Raw genomic sequence first — 16,302 nt, 5'->3', positions numbered from 1 at the left:
CTAGATCACCCGCATGAACGACCGCCCCGGCCACGCTGATGGCTGATCCCCATGTCATCAGTCTCGGCTGTCGGCTCAACATCGCCGAGAGCGAGACGATTCGTACGCTGCTGGCCGGGCAGGACACGGTGGTGGTCAATAGTTGCGCCGTCACCAACACCGCCGTCGCGGAAACGCGCGCCGCGATCCGCCGCGCGCGCCGCGAGCGGCCGGGTGCGGAGATCGTCGTGACCGGGTGTGCAGCGCAGATCGACCCGGCCGGATTTGCCGCGATGGCGGAAGTGGACCGGGTGATCGGCAACGCCGAGAAGCTGACCTCGTCAGCCTGGGCAGCCGCCGCACCCGTCCTCGTCGGCGACATCATGCAGGTGCGCGAGACGGCGCCGCATCTCGCCAGCGCCTTCGCCGCGCACGCCCGCGCCTTTGTCGAGGTGCAGAACGGCTGCGACCACCGCTGCACCTTCTGCGCGATCCCGTTCGGGCGCGGCAACAGCCGCTCGGTGCCGGCAGGCGGCGTGATCGACCGGATCGCCGCGCTGGTCGATGCCGGCTATCGCGAAGTGGTGCTGACCGGGGTCGATCTCACCAGTTATGGCCCGGATCTGCCGGGTGCGCCGTCGCTGGGCATGCTGGTCGAGCGGATCCTCGCATACGTGCCGGGGCTGGCGCGACTGCGGCTGTCGTCGCTCGATTCAGTGGAGATAGACGATCTGCTGTTCGAGTTGATCGCCTATGAGCCGCGCGTGATGCCGCATGTCCATCTGTCGTTTCAGGCTGGCGACGACATGATCCTCAAGCGCATGAAGCGCCGTCATAGCCGCGCGCAGGCGGTGGCGCTGGTCGCGCGATTGAAGACGGCACGTCCGGAGATCGCGATCGGCGCCGACCTGATCGCCGGCTTCCCGACCGAGGACGATGCGATGTTCGCCAATACGCGTGCGCTGATCGAGGATTGCAATATCGTCCATGCGCACATCTTCCCCTATTCCCCGCGCACCGGCACCCCGGCGGCGCGGATGCCGCAGGTGCCGGTCGCGATCGCCAAGGCACGCGCGGCGGAGCTTCGCGCTGCGGCGGCAGCCCGCAAGGCAACGTGGCTGCGCGGTTTGATCGGCACGACGCAGGACGTGCTGGTCGAGCGGCCGGGCGATCGTGGCCACGCCGGCAACTTCGCCGAGGTGTGGATACCCCCGACGGACGTCGGCAGCATCGCACGCGTGACGATCGACCGTGTAGACGGCTCCACCCTTATCGCATCCCCGGCGCAGGCCGGGGTCCGGTCGGGGGACGCCCCTGACCAAGCGCCGCGCTCGGTTACCTCCACCTCCGCAACTGTATCCCGGTCTGCGCCGGGGACGGTACAGAAAGACGTTTTCGCATGAGCACCACTCCCGGCTGGCACGAGCGCCTGCTCGGCGGCTTCAAACGCACCTCTGATCGGTTGATCGGCAATCTCGTCGGCCTCGGCACCGCGCCGCTCGACAACGAGACGCTCGACGAGATCGAGGAGGCGCTGATCGCCTCGGACCTTGGCCCGCAGACCGCCGCGCGCATCCGCGACCGGCTGTCCGCCGGCATTTACGAACGCGACATGGAGGATCTCGGCATCCGCCTGACCGTCGCCGAGGAAATCGAGAAGGTGCTTGAAACGGTCGCGAAGCCATTGGAAATCGAGGCGTTCCCCCGTCCGCAGGTGATCCTCGTCATCGGCGTCAACGGCTCGGGCAAGACCACAACCATCGCCAAGCTCGCGCACTGGCTAAAGGAACAGGATTACGCGGTGATGCTGGCGGCGGGCGACACGTTTCGCGCCGCCGCGATCGGTCAGCTTGCCACCTGGGCCGAGCGCGCCGGTGTACCGCTGGTGCGCGGCAAGGAAGGCGGCGACGCCGCCGGCATCGTCTACGAGGCGGTGAAGCAGGCGACCGAGATCGGCACCGACGTGCTGATCGTCGACACTGCCGGGCGGCTCCAGAACAAGCGTGAACTGATGGATGAACTGTCCAAGATCCGCCGCGTGCTCGGCCGCCTCAACCCCGCCGCGCCACATGACGTGGTGCTGGTGCTGGATGCGACCACCGGCCAGAATGCGCTCAGCCAGATCGAGGTGTTCAAGGAGATGGCGGGCGTCACCGGCCTCGTCATGACCAAGCTCGACGGCTCGGCACGCGGCGGCATCCTGGTGGCGGCGGCAGAGAAATACGGCCTGCCCATCCATGCGATCGGCGTCGGCGAAGGTATGGGCGATCTGCGCCCATTCGACCCCAACGAAGTGTCGCGGATCATCGCCGGTGTCGATGGAGTGCGGCCCCGTGGCTAACGGATCTACGGATAACAAGCCGGTCAACGCGCCGATGCTGCGCATGGCGGTGGACTACGGCCCGCTCGCGGTGTTCTTCGCGGTCAATTTCCTCGCGCCCGGCCCGGTGGTCGCCAAGGCGATCGCGGCGACGATCGCCTTTATGATCGCCGAGGTGATCGCGCTGATATTCTCGCAGATTAAACTCGGCTCGATCTCGCCGATGCTGTGGATTACCGGCGCGCTGGTGCTCGTGTTCGGCGGGCTGACGATCTATTTCCACGATCAGCAGTTCATCCAGATGAAGCCGACGTTCGTCTACGCGCTGTTCGGCGGCATCCTGCTGTTCGGCTGGATGACCGGGCGACCGCTGCTCCAGCAGTTGCTCGAAACCGCCTACCCCGGGCTGGATGCGGCAGGCTGGCGCAAGCTGACGCGTAACTGGGCGGTGTTCTTCATCCTGATGGCGATCGCCAACGAAGCGGTGTGGCGCGGTACGCTCGCCGCCTGGGGCAAGGACGCCGGCTGGAACGCGTGGGTTTGGTACAAGATGCCTGGCTGCGTCATCATCACGCTGCTGTTCGCGGTCGCCAACGTGCCGATGCTGATGAAGCACGGCCTGACGCTGAGCGATGACAAGCCGCCGGTGCCGCCCGAGGGTTAACCTTCGCTGCGTTAATCTCGCGCAATAAGCGGCAGGAACTTCGCATAGCCCTTGCCATGAAGCGCGGCGACCGCCTGACCAAGGCAAGCCGCAGGCGCGCCGCGTTCCGCCACAACGAGGAACGACTGGCTACGTCCGATCGGGCCTAGCGCTCCGGCCTGATCGGCGGACACTCGCTTGCCCTTGCGCGCCGCCCAGCAATCGCCATCGCCGGTGCCACCAACCGCAATCGCGATCCCGCGCGACGACCGCGTGTTCATTGACGAGGATAGCGCAGGAAAGGTGGCAGCCTCTACCCGCTGCGCTTCGCCAGCGCGAAACGCTTCATCGGCGTCGGTGCGTTGCTGCGCGGCGACCGGAACAGCGCAACCGGTCATCGCAAGTGCGAACAGTCCATAGCGAAACATAGCCACTCTCCTGACGATGGTGACGATGTAAATCTGTCGCCGTACTTTTTCCAGCCTCTACTTCCGAAAACAAAGGAAAGAGCCTCCCCCAGAAAGCAGGGGAGGCTCACAACACTTACGCGACGGCGGCGTCGTACAGCTTGCCGGCGGCGTCCCAGTTCACGACGTTCCACCACGCCTTCAGGTAGCCTGGGCGGTCGTTCATGTAGGTCAGGTAATAGGCGTGTTCCCACACGTCGTTACCGAGAATCGGCGCGCCCTTGTCCTTGGCGTCGTCCATCAACGGATTGTCCTGGTTGGGGGTCGAGACGACCTTGAGCGCGCCGCTCTGATCGGCGATCACCCACGCCCACCCCGAACCGAACTGGCCCGCGCCTTTGGTATTGAAGTCTTCCTTCAGCTTGTCGAGACCACCGTATGCGTCGATCGCCTCGGCGAGCTTGCCCGATGGCTGCGTGGTGCCTTCCGGACCCATGATCTTCCAGAAGAAGTCGTGGTTCCAAAAACCGCCGCCATTGTTGCGCACCAGCGGCGGCAGCGACGAGATCATGCCGAGAATCTCCTCGATCGTCTTGCCCTCAAGCTTCGGGTCGGCGGCGACGCCCTCGTTGAGCTTGTTGGTGTACGCCGCGTGATGCTTGTCGTGGTGGAAGGTCATCGTCTCTTTCGAGATCGTCGGCTCCAGCGCGTCATAGGCGTAGGGGAGCGGGGGGAGTTCGAAAGCCATGGTCTTCTCCTTTGGAAACTCGAATAGGCAAACGTCAGGCTGGTCAAATGGGTCCGCCGAACTCGTTACGCAACCGATTCCCTGCGGCGGCGCGTGTCAGCTGCCCGCCGAGATCAACCCGTGTCGTTTCAGTGCATGGCGCAACTGGTCGTAGCTGAGGCCGAGCTCGTCGGCGGTGGCGCGCTGGTTGAAACGGTGCTCCGCCATCGCCTTCTTGAGCAGGTCGCGCTCGAACCGGGCGGTGCGGCTTTTGAAGTCGCCGGGTTCGTCCGTCGTCTCGGCGGGAGCGGTGGCGGTGGTTTCCACCGATGCGGGCGCCCCACCCGCGACCGACCGCGGGCGATGCGGCGATTGGAACGGATCGAACTCGATCGCGTCGATCGGTGTGTCGCGTTCCCAGCGGTACACCGCGCGTTCCACCACGTTGCGCAACTCGCGGACGTTGCCGGGCCAGTCGTACGCGATCAGCTCCGCCATCGCCTCGCGCGAGAAGCCGGGCCAGTCGAGCCGCCCCATTTCCGACGCCATGCGCCGCCCGTAATGTTCCGCCAGCACCGGCACGTCGCCGGTGCGCGCGCGCAGCGGCGGCAACGTCACCACCTCGAACGACAGCCGGTCGAGCAGATCGGCGCGAAACTGGTGCCGTGCCACCTTGTCGGGCAGATGCTCGTTGGTGGCGGCGACGATGCGCACGTTCACCCGCAGCGGACGCGACGAGCCGATCCGCGTCACCTCGCCGTACTCGACCGCGCGCAGCAGTCGATCCTGCGCCGCCATCGACAGCGTGCCGAGTTCGTCGAGGAACAAGGTGCCGCCATGCGCCTCCTCGAACCGCCCGACCCGTGCCTTGGTCGCGCCGGTGAACGCGCCCGCCTCGTGTCCGAACAGTTCGGCCTCGATCAGCGTTTCCGGTAGCGCCGCGCAGTTCATCACCACCAGCGGCTGGTCCCAGCGCGGGCTGAGCCGATGCAGCCGTTCCGCGACGAGTTCCTTGCCGGTGCCGCGTTCGCCGATCACCAGCACCGGGCGATCAAGCGCGGCGGCGCGGCTGGCGCGTTCCAGCGCATCGAGAAACGGGCCGGACTGGCCGATGACCTGGGTAGTTCGCTCCATTGCCAAGGCTTGGCGTAAAATCCCAAGGCTTGGCAAGTGTGCTGTTTTGTCATGCTGCTACACCGATGACAAAAACGCCGGAAATCCGCCATTTTCAAAAAACGGCACGCACCCTGCAAAGCTGTTCGGGTACGCACCGAGTATCGCGTTTAGCCAAGGAGTTTTTTGGATGGGTATCTTTTCCCGCACCCGCGACATCGTCGCCGCCAACTTTACCGACCTGCTCGACAAGGCGGAAGATCCGGCGAAGATGATCCGCATGATTATCCTCGAGATGGAGGAAACCCTGGTCGAGGTCCGCGCCTCCGCCGCGCGCACCATCGCCGACCAGAAGGAGATGCGCCGCCACATCGACAAGCTTGGCAAGTTGCAGGATAGCTGGACCGAGAAGGCCGAACTGGCGCTGTCGAAGGGCCGCGAGGACCTCGCCAAGGCAGCGCTCGTCGAGAAGCAAAAGGCCGCCGACATGGCCGGCCAGCTTGGCGACGAGATCACCTTGCTCGACGAGACGCTGCGCGCTTCGGAGGAGGACATCAACAAGCTGCAGACCAAGCTGCGCGAGGCCCGCACCCGCCAGAACCAGATCGTCACCCGGCTGGAGAGCGCGCAGAACCGCTTCAAGCTGCGCGAGATGGTCAACGGACCCCGGATGCAAGAGGCGTTCTCGCGCTTCGACATGCTCGACCGCCGCGTCGACATGGCCGAGGGCCGCGCTGATGCCGCCGGCTTCGGCGCCGCGCCGAAGACGCTGGAGGAGGAAATCGCCGAGCTGAAGTCCGCCGATAAGGTCGATGCCGAACTCGCCGCGCTGAAGGCGCGCATGGGCAAGGAGGGCTGATATGGAGGACGTTTTCCTCCCCATCGTGATCTGCGGCATGCTGTTCGTCGGCGCGCCGTGGGTGATCCTGCACTACGTCACCAAGTGGAAGCAGGCACCCAAGATCACCAACGAGGACGAGAAGTTGCTCGATGAGCTCCACCTGCTCGCGCGCCGGTTGGAAGACCGGTTGCAGACGGTGGAGCGGATCATCGCCGCCGATAATCCCGACTGGCGCCCCGGCATGAGCCCTGCTGAGCCGCGCCCTTCCTATGACCTCGCCAAAAGGAACTGAGCGATGACCGCCAGCCGCACCAAATTCTACGTCGACAAACCGAACGGCAAATGGCTCGGCGTTTGTGCCGGGATCGCGGATTACACGGGGATGGACGTCACCCTCGTCCGTGTCGGCCTGGTCGTGCTGACCGTGGTCGGCGGCTTCCCCTGGACCCTGCTCGCCTATGGGCTGGTCGCGTGGATGGCCGATGCCAAGCCCTACGGCCTGTACGACAGCCCCGAGGACGAGAAGTTCTGGCAGGGCGTCCGCACCAACCCGACGCGATCGACCGCCGAGGTCCGCTCGAAGTTCCGCGATATCGACCGTCGCCTCGCCGACATCGAGACGATGTACACCAGCCGCCACAGCCGCCTCGCTGACGAGATCGACAGCTTGCGTTGATCGCTCCGTCGCCGGGATAAGGGGAAGATCATGGACGCCACGCCGTTTTTCATCATGGGCACATTGTTTGGAAGTTGCGCCACGCTAGCCATCCAGTGGTTCGCGAACCGCAAGGTCAGGAAAGCGATGCACAGCCTGCAAGCGGTTTCCACCAAGCCTGACGAGGAGGTGCTGTTCCAACAGCGTGAAGCCGCCGAGATGCGCCGCCGGCTGGCGGTCGTCGAACAGATCGTCACCGATCGGCCGCAACGGCTGTTGCACGAAATCGACGCACTGCGCTGATCGGTCCATTCAGAACAAGGGATTAGAACGATGGAATGGGGTTTGATCGTGCCGGTTGCGGCGATCACTATCGGCCCGATCAGTTGGGCCTTCACAACCTGGGTACGCGCCAGGCACGGCTACCCAATCGCCGATAAGAAGGGCAACACCGTCTCCCGCATCGACGCGCAAACCCAGCGCACCATCGATCTGCTGTCGCAGGACAACGACCGGCAGGCCGGGCAGATCAGCCGGCTGGAGGAGCGGATCGCCGTACTCGAACGCATCGCCACCGACCCCGCCGAGCGCACCTCCCGCGAAATCGAGGCGTTGCGCGCGCTCCCCTGAGCGGCCCGCCCGACCACTCTCACATTACCGAAAATCCACCCGTGTGCGGCCACCGGCCGCGCCGACAGGAAAGGTCTGCCTCATGATCGTCACCGGTTTTCTTCTCATCCTCGCCGCGTTCACCGCGATCGGCGTGTTCGCCACCGAAAGCATCGACCGCCCGCGCCGCCGCAAGGAACGGCTCGCCGGGCAGTCGATCGCACAGTAACATCGCAAAAAGCTGAGGGGAGTTTTCACATGAATCCGTTTGAGATGGTTGTCGCCATCATCGTCGTCATCACCGTCGGCCGCGTCGCGATGGCCCGCTTCGGTGTGGTCCACTCCAAGCCCGGCGAAAGCGTCGCCTTCCGCGACGACACCGCCACCCGCGCCGAGAACGAGCGGCTGCGTGACGAGCTGCGCGGTATGAAGGAACGGCTTGCCGTCCTCGAACGCCTCGCCACCGACAGTGACACGAGCACCGCCCGCCTCGATCGCGAGATCGAACGCCTGCGTGACCCCAAGTGACCCTCATGAGCGCAGGAGCAGGGATCATGACCGACCCGACCCTAGCCATCACGATGGCCGTCACGGCGCTCGCCGGTCTGGCGATGCTGACCTACGCGACGCTCAACGGCTGGCGCGGCTGGCTGGCGCTGAAGCAGCAGGAGTTGCAACAGCATTTCGGGGATCGCGCCGTGCCGACGCTGCCCAACGCGAGCGCGCGCATCGAGATCGCCGATCTCAAGGAGCGCATTCGCAAACTCGAGGCGATCGCCGCCGGAGTGGACCTGTGACTGTGCGTTGCCACGCCGCGCCCTTCCCCCAGGCGAAGGCTGAATTCGAACGGGCACGGTCTGGAAGCGCAAAGCCGCTTTACGCGGCTGCTAGAACTCGGCACCGGCCTTTGCCGTGGGGGCGGACGGGATCAGTGGACGCGTAGCTTTAAGACCGTTACCGCGCTACGCCATGACCACCCTCGCTGACCTGCAAGACGAATACAGCTTCCTCGATCAGGACGACCGCTATCGCCTGCTGATCGACCTCGGCAAGACGCTTGAGCCGATGCCCGATCCGCTCAAGACCGATGCGACGCTGGTGCGCGGCTGTTCCGCGTCAGTGTGGGTCTATCCGATGCGGCGCGACGACGGCACGCTCCACTTCCTTGCCGATTCTAACGCCGCGATTACCAAGGGCATCATCGCACTCGTACTGCTGACGGTGCAGGATCAGCCCGCGACAGCGATAAACGAAACCGACATCACTGCTGCGCTCGCGCCGTTCGATCTCAAGAACCAGCTAAGCTCCAACCGTACGCAAGGCATCCCGAACATGATCGCGCTGATCCGTGAAACCGCCGAACGCTACGCGGGCGCCTAAACGATCAGCCCGCCTTCGGCGGCTTGGGCGGCTTCGGGTAAGGTACGAAGTCGTTTAGTCCGACCGAGCCGCTCGGCATCCGCGAACCGCGATCAATCAGGCGCACGATGTCGATGCGACACGCCTGACCGTTATATGGCTCACTGACGAGGATGTCGTCATCGTCGAGGAAATTGGCACCGCTCGGCCGGTTCACATAGATCGTGCCGTTGCTGGCGGTGTAGGCGATTGCGGTGTGATCGATAATCTCGGTGGAGCGGATCTGCGTGATCGGAACACAATCGACGGGTTTGCCGGCGGTACGTCCCTCGATCATCTTGGCGAGCCTGGCCTCTCCGCTAAGCCGATCGCGCGCCTGTAGCGGGGCGGTAGAGCCGATCGCGGCGATCGCGGCGAAGACGGTAAGACACTGGTTTGCACGCATCTCGACTATTCCTCGAAGGATTCCGGCACGTTAGCCCAGTTATTCTAAACGGGCGCTGACGCGTTCAGTTCCAATCCCTCGATGACCGCCGCGGTCGATACACCAGCCGCGACGATCTTCCATTCATGGACGTCGCGACTGTCCACCACCGTCACTGCGTTCTTGGGGCAAACCTTGAGGCATTTGACCTCGACGATTCCCATCGCTGCCTTGCGACCGGATTTTACCCCAAGTTCCTTGCGCAAGACCTTGGCGAGTGGATGCTTTCCTTTGGCTCCGAACCCACCGCCAATCTTCTTGGTGCATTTCGCGCAGATCATCAGCGTGTGCGACCAGTCCGAGTGAACCGTCTTCATGCCTCGGGTTTCCATTGGCGATGTTCCTCGGCAACACGGATCACGTCGTAAGCTGCTTGAATCGCCTGAAACCGCGTGGCAGCATCCTTGTCGCCGGGGCGTACGTCTGGGTGGTTCTGCTTGGCGAGTCTCCGCCACGCCAGCCGGACCGCCTCGAACTCGGCATCGACCTCGAGGCCGAGCACCTCCAGCGCGCGCAGTTCGTCGCGCGAACGCGTGCCGTCGCCCGAGCCGGCCCATTGCTGATGGCGGGAGGTCGTGTAGCCGTCCGCCGTGCGCGTTTCCGCCGCCTCGCGATCGGCCGCCTCCTCCGCGCTCAACCCCTCGAAGTAATTCCAGCCGCGATTGTATTCGCCGGCATGTTCCTGGCAGAAATACCAGCGATCCGGGCTGTTGGGCGATTTGGGCGCCGGGCAGTTGCCGGGTTCGGTACAGCCATGCCGGTCGCACAGGCGCACCTTGGCCGTCTCACGGCTGGATTCGCCATAGGCCCGCCAGCGGGGGAAGCCCCAATCGTCTTGTCTTGTCGCACGCGCCATAGCCGTCCATTTAGGCACACGGGCACGGCAATGCCATGACCGAATGGCCGAGCCGTAGATTTTGAGCTTACGCGCGGGAAAGTACCAGAGGGTCTGTAAGCCGGGTTCTGTCCACCCTCTTGCAAGGGATAGGCGACCATTCCTCTAGGGCGACGTTTGCACGCCGCCTCAAGCAACCAACCCGGACGACGAGCAGAAACGATGCCCATATGCCGTCCCTATTCGGTCTTGCTCCCGGTGGGGTTTGCCTTGCCGCCTGCCGTTACCGGCGGCGCGGTGCGCTTTTACCGCACCCTTTCACCCTTGCCTGTCGCCCCGCTTGCGCGCGGCCCATCGGCGGTTTGCTCTCTGTGGCACTGTCCCTGGGGTCGCCCCCGCCGGGCGTTACCCGGCACCGTCGTTTCGCGGAGCCCGGACTTTCCTCGGCATGCAACAAGCACATGACGCGGCCGCCCGACCCTCTGGTGGAGCTGCCTTAGTCGTCGCCCTGCGGTTTCGGCAACAACAAAGCGAGCAGGATGCTGCGACATTCGCCGTCGATCTCGCCGTCGATCAGCTCCGGGCGGTAGCGGCGCTGGAAGGCAACCACCGCCGCGAGCTTGTCTTTCACGTCATAACCAAAGCGTTCCAGTGCGATCAGGAAGCCGGCGTCGGTCCACATCGGGTCCAGCAGGTTGCGGGTCGGGCGCGGCAGCGCAAGCCGCAGCCGGGCAAGGCGGTGCCAGGGGAACAACTCGCCCGGATCCTGCTTGCGCGTCGGCGCAATGTCGGAGTGGCCGACGACGTTACCACGTGTGATGCCATGGCGTTCCTTGATCTCCGCCACCAACCCGACCAGCGCATCGACCTGCGGCTCGGCAAAGTCACGGTAGCCATGCTCGTGCCCCGGGTTGACCAGTTCGATGCCGACGGATGCGCTGTTGACGTCCTCGATCCGCCGCCAGCACGATGCGCCGGCGTGCCAGGCGCGCTTGTCCTCGGCGACAAGGCGATAAACCGTGCCATCCTCGTCGATCAGATAATGTGCCGACACCTTGGCGGCGGGATCGCACAGCCGCTCCAGCGCGGACACCGCATCGACCATGCCAGTATAGTGGAGAACGATCATGGTGACCGGCAGCGTGCGCTCGTCGAAATTGGGGGACGCCGTCTCGATGATCGTCATGCTGTCTCCTGCACACGCCCCCCACGCGGGTACGGCGCAGGCGGATCAGGCAGCAGCGATACCCGGTCTGGCGGCGTTCGCCAACTCATACAGGCCCCGGTAGCGCGCGCTTGGCCGGAAGCAGTCGCTCTGCCCTATCACTGTCTCGCCCGCGCCGAGCACGAGCAGTCCGTCCGCCCGCAGCGTCGACGCAATCCGATCGAGCACCAGACGGCGCGAATCCGGTGATAGATACAGCAGAACGTTGCGGCACAGCACGATATCGAAGCGTCCGCCGGGCAGCGGGTCAGCGACGAGGTTCATACGGCGATACTGAAGGTGGCGCAGCAGATCGCGCTTGACCGCCCATTCGTTACCATGTGGCTCAAACCAGCCGATCATGCGGCGAATGGACAGCCCGCGTTGGATCTCGAATTGCGAGTAGATGCCAGATCGTGCCCGCGCGAGCGCCACGTCGGACACGTCAGTCGCGATGATTTCCGCTGCGTCCTCGTCGAAACCCGTCGCGGTTTCGGCGAGGGTAATCGCCAGTGAAACCGGCTCCTGGCCGGTCGAGCAGCCGGCCGACCAGACGCGCAGCCGGCGACGGTGATCGGTCGCGTTAGCGCGATAGTCGCGCGCCGCCTCCGCGACCACGTCGAAGACCTGACCATCGCGGAAGAACGAGCTTTCGTGGTTCAGCATCGCATTTACGGCAGCCGTGGCGAGTTCGCTGGCTCCGGCGGTCGCAGCCGCCAGCGCCTCGATCGTCTCGTAACCCCGCTCGCGCATCAGCGGTTTCAACGCACTTTCGATCCGCCACGCGCGATCGTGGCCGATCTGCTGACCGGTACGCGCTTCCAGCAAAGCCGCCAGAAGGTTCAACGCCCCACGTGCCGGCGAGGCGGCCTTTGGCGGCATCATGACGGTCTCCGTCCGGTGACGATAAGCTTCGCGATCTCTGCGGGTGGCAGGATAGCGTGCGCAGATCCCGCCCGCGCGACCGCGCCGGGCATACCCCAGACCACCGAGCTTTCACGATCCTGCACGACCACCGCACCGCCGGCATGCGCGATCTGACAAGCGCCAGCGCTGCCGTCGCGGCCCATGCCGCTGAGCACGATGGCAAGCGCGCGGGGGCCATACACTTCGGCGAGCGACTCCAGCATCGGATCAACCGAAGGCATGCATCCGCTCGGCGCGGCTTTGTCTATCAGCCGAACCGCCGCGCCATCCCCTGCACTCACGATACGCATGTGGGCATCACCGGGCGCCACGTATACGTGGCCGGCGCGAACGCGCATCCTGTTCTCGGCGACGACGCATGGCCGGTTCGCGAGCACGGCGACCTGCGCTGCAAAATAGGGCATGAACGATTCCGGCAGGTGCTGGGTAATGAGGATCGGTACGGTAAAGCTCGCCGGCAGTTCGGTGAGAATGAGTTTGAGCGCGTGGATGCCCCCGGTCGAAGCACCGATCCCAACGATGTCGAAACCGCCAGCTGCCAAACGCGGTGGCGCGGCGCGAACCGGGCCGACGGCTCGCTCGCCGGTGCAGAGCCGCCCCAGTTTTTCGACCAGATCGACGGAGAATCGACCCGCAAAGCCACCGACTGCCGGCTTGACCAAAGTGTCGGCTGCACCCAACGCCAGCGCCTCGATGGTTGTCGACGCGCCATCACCGGCGGAGGAAGACACGATCAGCACCTTGGCGCCCTGCCCTTCTGCAATCAACGACGGCAGTGCCGCCAGGCCACTAACCCCGGGCATCTCGATATCGAGGACCAGCGCGTCGGCGCGATTGGTTTTCAGAAACCCCAGCGCAGCGGCCGTGTGCGGTACCGAGCCGACCACCTTGAAACGCGGGTCGGCTTCGATGGCACGGCCGATTACCGCCCGCGCGACCGCGGAATCATCGACGATCAGGATCCGCGTAGGAGCCGCATCGGCAACGCTCGGCCGCGCGATGGCGCTGACGGGTGGCACGGATGAAACTCCGCTCAGGCCATACCGACGATCTGCAGCTTACTTTCCAACGTCTCGCGGTCGAACGGCTTCATGACATATTCGTCGGCCCCCGCCTCGATTGCGGCACGGATATGAGCCATCCCATTCTCGGTCGTGCAGAACACCACCTTAGGGCGACGTGCGACGCTCGAATCGCGCAGCGCGCGCAGGAAGTCCATCCCGCTCATTACCGGCATGTTCCAATCGAGCAGCACCACGTCGGGCACCGACTCCAGGCAACTGTCGAGCGCCTGACGGCCATCACCAGCCTCGGTGACCCTGAAATTGAGGGTTTCCAGGATGTGCCGCGCGACCTTGCGGATCACCTTCGAATCATCGACGACCAGGCAGGTTTTCATTATTGACCCCGTTTTACGCTTTACAGCTCCGTTTTGGCGCAAAAACCTTCGAGTCCGGTTAATTGCGCCCTCAGGCAGCGACCGGAGTTGCGCACGGTACCAAGGCACGCAGGTCGACGGCCAGGATCGGCTCTCCATCCATTTCCACGGTGCCGTAGCCGATGCTGCTCCACGCGCCGTCCAGCACGACGCCGGATGCGAGCGGGCGGAAGTCGAACGGTGCCACGTCTTCCAGCGTGTCGACCAGAATGGCGTAATGATGCCCGTCGATCCGGGTGATGACCGCGCGATTGCCGACGCTTTCGCCGACGCCGATCGCCGCGCGCGGATCGATCACGGTAACCACCCGGCTGCGCAGCGCGGCAAGCCCGCGTACTTGCGCGTCGGCGCGCGGCACCGGCACGATCGTGCCAATATCGACGACCGAATCGACCTGCGCCGAGTCGATCGCGACGGCACGCCCGGCGAGGTGGGCGATCAGGAACAGGCCACTCATCACCGGGCTCCGCTGGAAAGGTTGAGCGCCGCAAGCAATCCCTCGCGGTCATATCGGTAAACGGTGCCCGAAGCCGCACCATCGGGCTCGCGGCGTAGCCGGACGACCGGCACCGATGTACCGACCGCAAGCACGGTCGCGTCCATCGTCAGCACCACATCGGGCTGGTCCGTGCCCTTCAACGTGGTGGCTACCCGGTAGCCGGCACTCTCCAGCACCGGCTTGAGAAAGCTCGTCATCCACGCCGTTTCACTGCCGTCGAGCAGGCATAGCGGCGGTGCGGCATGCTGCGGCAGGGTGCCATGCTCACTAAACAGCCAGAACAGGTCGAGAACCTCGATTTGCTGGCCGTCGATCGCGGCCACGCCTGCGATTGGGCCAGGCACGCTCGCGGGCATCACCACCTCGGGCAAATCGACGATGTCGATTGCATCCCCAATCGCATAGCCAACCTCGCTGTCGCCGTCGCGCAGGCGCAGGATGTGGACCTGTGCACGGTCAGCCCAATTATCGTGCGCGACAAGCGGGATGATGCGGTCGTCCAGCGACAGGCGCAAACGCCCGGCCGAATAGCGGATCGCATGCGTCGATACCGGTTCGATCCGGTCGATCGCGGCGAGCGCCACCAAGCGGCGTGCCCCGTCCAAGTCGTCGAACAACAACGCGGATGCGGCGGTCGTCTCGGTCTGCGCTTCGGCGTCTTCCGTCACGGTTTCGCGCCAGAAGCGGATACCCGCGTGCGCCGCAATGCCCGCGCAATCCAGCAGCAGCATCGGCACGCCGGTATCGGGAAGGGTTTGGCCGGCGTAGACCCCGGTCGCCATCACCGCAGGCGCGGCCGGCTTGATGACCAGTTCCTCGTGATCGAGCACGTCGTCCACCGCCAACGCGAAACTGCCGCCGGGGATGCTGAGGATCGCGAGCTTACCCGCCTCACGTTCCCGTACGACACCTAGCAAGCCAGCGAGATCGACCAGCGGCATCCGTCGGTCGCGGACCGTGGCGACCTGCGTGCTGCCGAGCAGATCGATGCGGATCGACTCGCCTTGCACAGAAACGATCTCCTCGATCGCTTGCCGTGAGATCGCGAAACGCTGATCGCCGGCGCTGACGCCGATCGCCGCGATGATCGACAGCGTGAGCGGCACGTGGATCGCGATTGAAAGACCCTTGCCGGGTACGTTGGTGAGATCGATGCGCCCGCCGATCTGTTCGACGTTGGCGCGCACCACGTCCATGCCGACGCCACGCCCCGACACTGACGTGACGGTGTCCTTGGTGGAGACGCCTGCCTCGAACACGAGATCGAGCTTCGCACGGTCGCTCATCTCGCGCAGTTCCGCATCCGTGCGGCTACCGCTGCGAGCGGCTTTTTCGACCAGCGCGGCGGTGTCGATGCCGGCGCCGTCATCCTCGATCACGACGATGATCTGGTTGCCCGACTGGCGCGCGGACACGGTCAGCCTGCCGTTTTCGCGCTTACCTGCGGCACGGCGCGCGGCAGGCGCCTCGATCCCGTGATCAATCGCGTTACGGACGATATGGACGAGCGGGTCGCGCATCATCTCGATCATCTCGCGATCGAGTTCGACGTCGCTTCCTTCGACATGCAGCGTCACCGACTTGCCAAGTTCGGCGGCGGTATCGCGCACCATGCGCGGCAGTGCGGAAAACAATGCATCGATCTTCTGCATGCGCGTGCGCGTCACCGTGTCGCGCATTTCGGCAACGGTGGCGGAAAGCCGTTCGAGCGCCGCTTCGATCGCCGGATCGGCACCCTCGTCGCGCAAACGCCGCGCAAGTTCATTACGCGCCAGCACCATGTCGGACATGCCGCTCATCATGCGATCGAGCAGGTCGACGTTGAGGCGTACACTGCGGGTCGGCGCGGTGCGGGGCACCGGCGCGATCGCGGCGGGCGCCGCCGCTTGGGCGCCCTTGTCGAGGGCGGCGATCAGCAGTTCCTCGCCGCCGTCGTCGAGCGCGATCCCACCGTCGATCGCTTCCACGATCTCACCGATACGATCGACGATCGCGAGCACGGCGTTGACCAGCCTTGTGTCGGGCGTGCGTTCGCCGGACCGGACCGCCGCCAGCACATCCTCGGCGGCATGGCTAAGCCGGCTGAGGCGTGGCAGATCGAGGAAGCCACAGCTCCCTTTGACGGTGTGGACGAAGCGAAAGATCGCATCGAGCCGTTCGCGATCGGCCGGAGCCGATTCCCACGCGACGATCTCACCGGAAAGCGCTTCCAGCGTCTCGCGCGTTTCTGCGATGAATTCCTGAAGAAGATCGTCCATGTGC

General features: G+C 64.9%; 24 protein-coding genes and 1 other RNA gene. 12 read left to right on the top strand and 13 right to left on the bottom strand.

The genetic code is table 11. The features are described 5' to 3' along the window. Positions 1-38: 38 nt before the first annotated feature. From mtaB to L8F97_RS01720, 3 genes are read left to right on the top strand one after another with little or no spacing between them, the layout of a single operon-like run. Positions 39-1,382 carry a tRNA (N(6)-L-threonylcarbamoyladenosine(37)-C(2))-methylthiotransferase MtaB gene (mtaB, locus tag L8F97_RS01730; RefSeq protein ID WP_242146269.1) on the top strand — a complete coding sequence of 448 codons (1,344 nt, stop codon included), beginning with the start codon at positions 39-41 and terminating at the stop codon, positions 1,380-1,382. After that, complete coding sequence (ftsY, locus tag L8F97_RS01725; RefSeq protein WP_242146268.1) at positions 1,379-2,320, top strand: signal recognition particle-docking protein FtsY; 942 nt, start codon at positions 1,379-1,381, stop codon at positions 2,318-2,320. The genes mtaB and ftsY overlap by 4 nt, the downstream gene beginning before the upstream one ends. Further along, the gene (locus L8F97_RS01720) at positions 2,313-2,963 is read left to right on the top strand and encodes an inner membrane-spanning protein YciB (RefSeq protein WP_313931882.1); all 651 of its coding nucleotides are present in this window, start codon (positions 2,313-2,315) and stop codon (positions 2,961-2,963) included. Before ftsY ends, L8F97_RS01720 begins: the two co-directional genes overlap by 8 nt. 11 nt (positions 2,964-2,974) lie before the next feature. On the opposite strand, the gene L8F97_RS01715 is transcribed toward L8F97_RS01720, so the two are convergent. The 3 genes from L8F97_RS01715 to pspF all read right to left on the bottom strand — a co-directional run bounded on the left by L8F97_RS01715 (position 2,975) and on the right by pspF (position 5,210). Continuing rightward, positions 2,975-3,370, bottom strand: a complete 396-nt coding sequence (locus tag L8F97_RS01715) for a hypothetical protein (protein WP_242146267.1) — start codon at positions 3,368-3,370, stop codon at positions 2,975-2,977. Positions 3,371-3,485: 115 nt separating this feature from the next. Then, a complete protein-coding gene (locus L8F97_RS01710) occupies positions 3,486-4,097 on the bottom strand; it encodes a superoxide dismutase (RefSeq protein WP_242146266.1) in 612 nt (203 codons plus the stop codon). Positions 4,098-4,193: 96 nt separating this feature from the next. Continuing rightward, positions 4,194-5,210 carry a phage shock protein operon transcriptional activator gene (gene pspF / locus L8F97_RS01705; RefSeq protein WP_242146265.1) on the bottom strand — a complete coding sequence of 339 codons (1,017 nt, stop codon included), beginning with the start codon at positions 5,208-5,210 and terminating at the stop codon, positions 4,194-4,196. Between the two features lie 169 nt (positions 5,211-5,379). Between pspF and pspA the strand changes: the two genes are divergently transcribed. The 9 genes from pspA (at position 5,380) to L8F97_RS01665 (ending at position 8,674) form a co-directional block, all read left to right on the top strand. Continuing rightward, positions 5,380-6,048, top strand: a complete 669-nt coding sequence (gene pspA / locus L8F97_RS01700) for a phage shock protein PspA (protein ID WP_242146264.1) — start codon at positions 5,380-5,382, stop codon at positions 6,046-6,048. 1 nt (position 6,049) lies between these two features. Next, positions 6,050-6,322 carry an envelope stress response membrane protein PspB gene (pspB, locus tag L8F97_RS01695; RefSeq protein ID WP_242146263.1) on the top strand — a complete coding sequence of 91 codons (273 nt, stop codon included), beginning with the start codon at positions 6,050-6,052 and terminating at the stop codon, positions 6,320-6,322. A 3-nt stretch (positions 6,323-6,325) separates the two neighbouring features. Further along, positions 6,326-6,706: an envelope stress response membrane protein PspC gene (pspC, locus tag L8F97_RS01690; RefSeq protein ID WP_242146262.1), complete on the top strand. Its 381-nt coding sequence runs from the start codon at positions 6,326-6,328 to the stop codon at positions 6,704-6,706. A 30-nt stretch (positions 6,707-6,736) separates the two neighbouring features. Continuing rightward, the gene (locus L8F97_RS01685) at positions 6,737-6,988 is read left to right on the top strand and encodes a hypothetical protein (RefSeq protein WP_242146261.1); all 252 of its coding nucleotides are present in this window, start codon (positions 6,737-6,739) and stop codon (positions 6,986-6,988) included. A 30-nt stretch (positions 6,989-7,018) separates the two neighbouring features. After that, the gene (locus L8F97_RS01680) at positions 7,019-7,315 is read left to right on the top strand and encodes a hypothetical protein (protein WP_242146260.1); all 297 of its coding nucleotides are present in this window, start codon (positions 7,019-7,021) and stop codon (positions 7,313-7,315) included. An 82-nt stretch (positions 7,316-7,397) separates the two neighbouring features. Next, positions 7,398-7,523 (top strand): hypothetical protein, encoded by a 126-nt coding sequence (locus L8F97_RS22550; RefSeq protein WP_277924680.1) that lies wholly within the window; start codon positions 7,398-7,400, stop codon positions 7,521-7,523. Positions 7,524-7,552: 29 nt separating this feature from the next. Beyond that, positions 7,553-7,822: a hypothetical protein gene (locus L8F97_RS01675; protein ID WP_242146259.1), complete on the top strand. Its 270-nt coding sequence runs from the start codon at positions 7,553-7,555 to the stop codon at positions 7,820-7,822. A 26-nt stretch (positions 7,823-7,848) separates the two neighbouring features. Beyond that, positions 7,849-8,091 (top strand): hypothetical protein, encoded by a 243-nt coding sequence (locus tag L8F97_RS01670; RefSeq protein WP_242146258.1) that lies wholly within the window; start codon positions 7,849-7,851, stop codon positions 8,089-8,091. 172 nt (positions 8,092-8,263) lie between these two features. After that, a complete protein-coding gene (locus L8F97_RS01665; RefSeq protein ID WP_242146257.1) occupies positions 8,264-8,674 on the top strand; it encodes a SufE family protein in 411 nt (136 codons plus the stop codon). A gap of 4 nt (positions 8,675-8,678) precedes the next feature. On the opposite strand, the gene L8F97_RS01660 is transcribed toward L8F97_RS01665, so the two are convergent. From L8F97_RS01660 to L8F97_RS01615, 10 genes are all read right to left on the bottom strand, one after another. Next, a complete protein-coding gene (locus L8F97_RS01660; RefSeq protein WP_242146256.1) occupies positions 8,679-9,098 on the bottom strand; it encodes a hypothetical protein in 420 nt (139 codons plus the stop codon). Positions 9,099-9,142: 44 nt separating this feature from the next. Next, positions 9,143-9,454 carry a hypothetical protein gene (locus L8F97_RS01655; RefSeq protein WP_242146255.1) on the bottom strand — a complete coding sequence of 104 codons (312 nt, stop codon included), beginning with the start codon at positions 9,452-9,454 and terminating at the stop codon, positions 9,143-9,145. Beyond that, the gene (locus L8F97_RS01650; RefSeq protein WP_242146254.1) at positions 9,451-9,993 is read right to left on the bottom strand and encodes a J domain-containing protein; all 543 of its coding nucleotides are present in this window, start codon (positions 9,991-9,993) and stop codon (positions 9,451-9,453) included. The genes L8F97_RS01655 and L8F97_RS01650 overlap by 4 nt, the downstream gene beginning before the upstream one ends. An 80-nt stretch (positions 9,994-10,073) precedes the next feature. Then, positions 10,074-10,458: RNase P RNA component class A (rnpB, locus tag L8F97_RS01645), an RNA gene on the bottom strand. Between the two features lie 10 nt (positions 10,459-10,468). Beyond that, a complete protein-coding gene (locus tag L8F97_RS01640; RefSeq protein WP_242146253.1) occupies positions 10,469-11,158 on the bottom strand; it encodes an N-acetylmuramoyl-L-alanine amidase in 690 nt (229 codons plus the stop codon). Between the two features lie 45 nt (positions 11,159-11,203). Continuing rightward, the gene (locus tag L8F97_RS01635; protein ID WP_242146252.1) at positions 11,204-12,061 is read right to left on the bottom strand and encodes a CheR family methyltransferase; all 858 of its coding nucleotides are present in this window, start codon (positions 12,059-12,061) and stop codon (positions 11,204-11,206) included. Beyond that, a complete protein-coding gene (gene cheB, locus L8F97_RS01630) occupies positions 12,058-13,122 on the bottom strand; it encodes a chemotaxis-specific protein-glutamate methyltransferase CheB (RefSeq protein WP_242146251.1) in 1,065 nt (354 codons plus the stop codon). The genes L8F97_RS01635 and cheB overlap by 4 nt, the downstream gene beginning before the upstream one ends. A gap of 14 nt (positions 13,123-13,136) precedes the next feature. After that, a complete protein-coding gene (locus tag L8F97_RS01625; RefSeq protein ID WP_242146250.1) occupies positions 13,137-13,502 on the bottom strand; it encodes a response regulator in 366 nt (121 codons plus the stop codon). 70 nt (positions 13,503-13,572) lie between these two features. Continuing rightward, positions 13,573-13,998 (bottom strand): chemotaxis protein CheW, encoded by a 426-nt coding sequence (locus L8F97_RS01620; protein ID WP_242146249.1) that lies wholly within the window; start codon positions 13,996-13,998, stop codon positions 13,573-13,575. After that, on the bottom strand, positions 13,998-16,298 hold the full coding sequence (locus L8F97_RS01615) for a chemotaxis protein CheA (protein ID WP_242146248.1): 2,301 nt from the start codon (positions 16,296-16,298) through the stop codon (positions 13,998-14,000). The genes L8F97_RS01620 and L8F97_RS01615 overlap by 1 nt, the downstream gene beginning before the upstream one ends. Positions 16,299-16,302: the final 4 nt, after the last annotated feature.

This window comes from Sphingomonas sp. BAUL-RG-20F-R05-02, from assembly GCF_022662305.1.
Lineage (GTDB): Bacteria > Pseudomonadota > Alphaproteobacteria > Sphingomonadales > Sphingomonadaceae > Sphingomonas.
The sequence above is the reverse complement of the archived record's forward strand: the minus strand, read 5'-3'. Positions and strand labels throughout refer to the sequence as shown.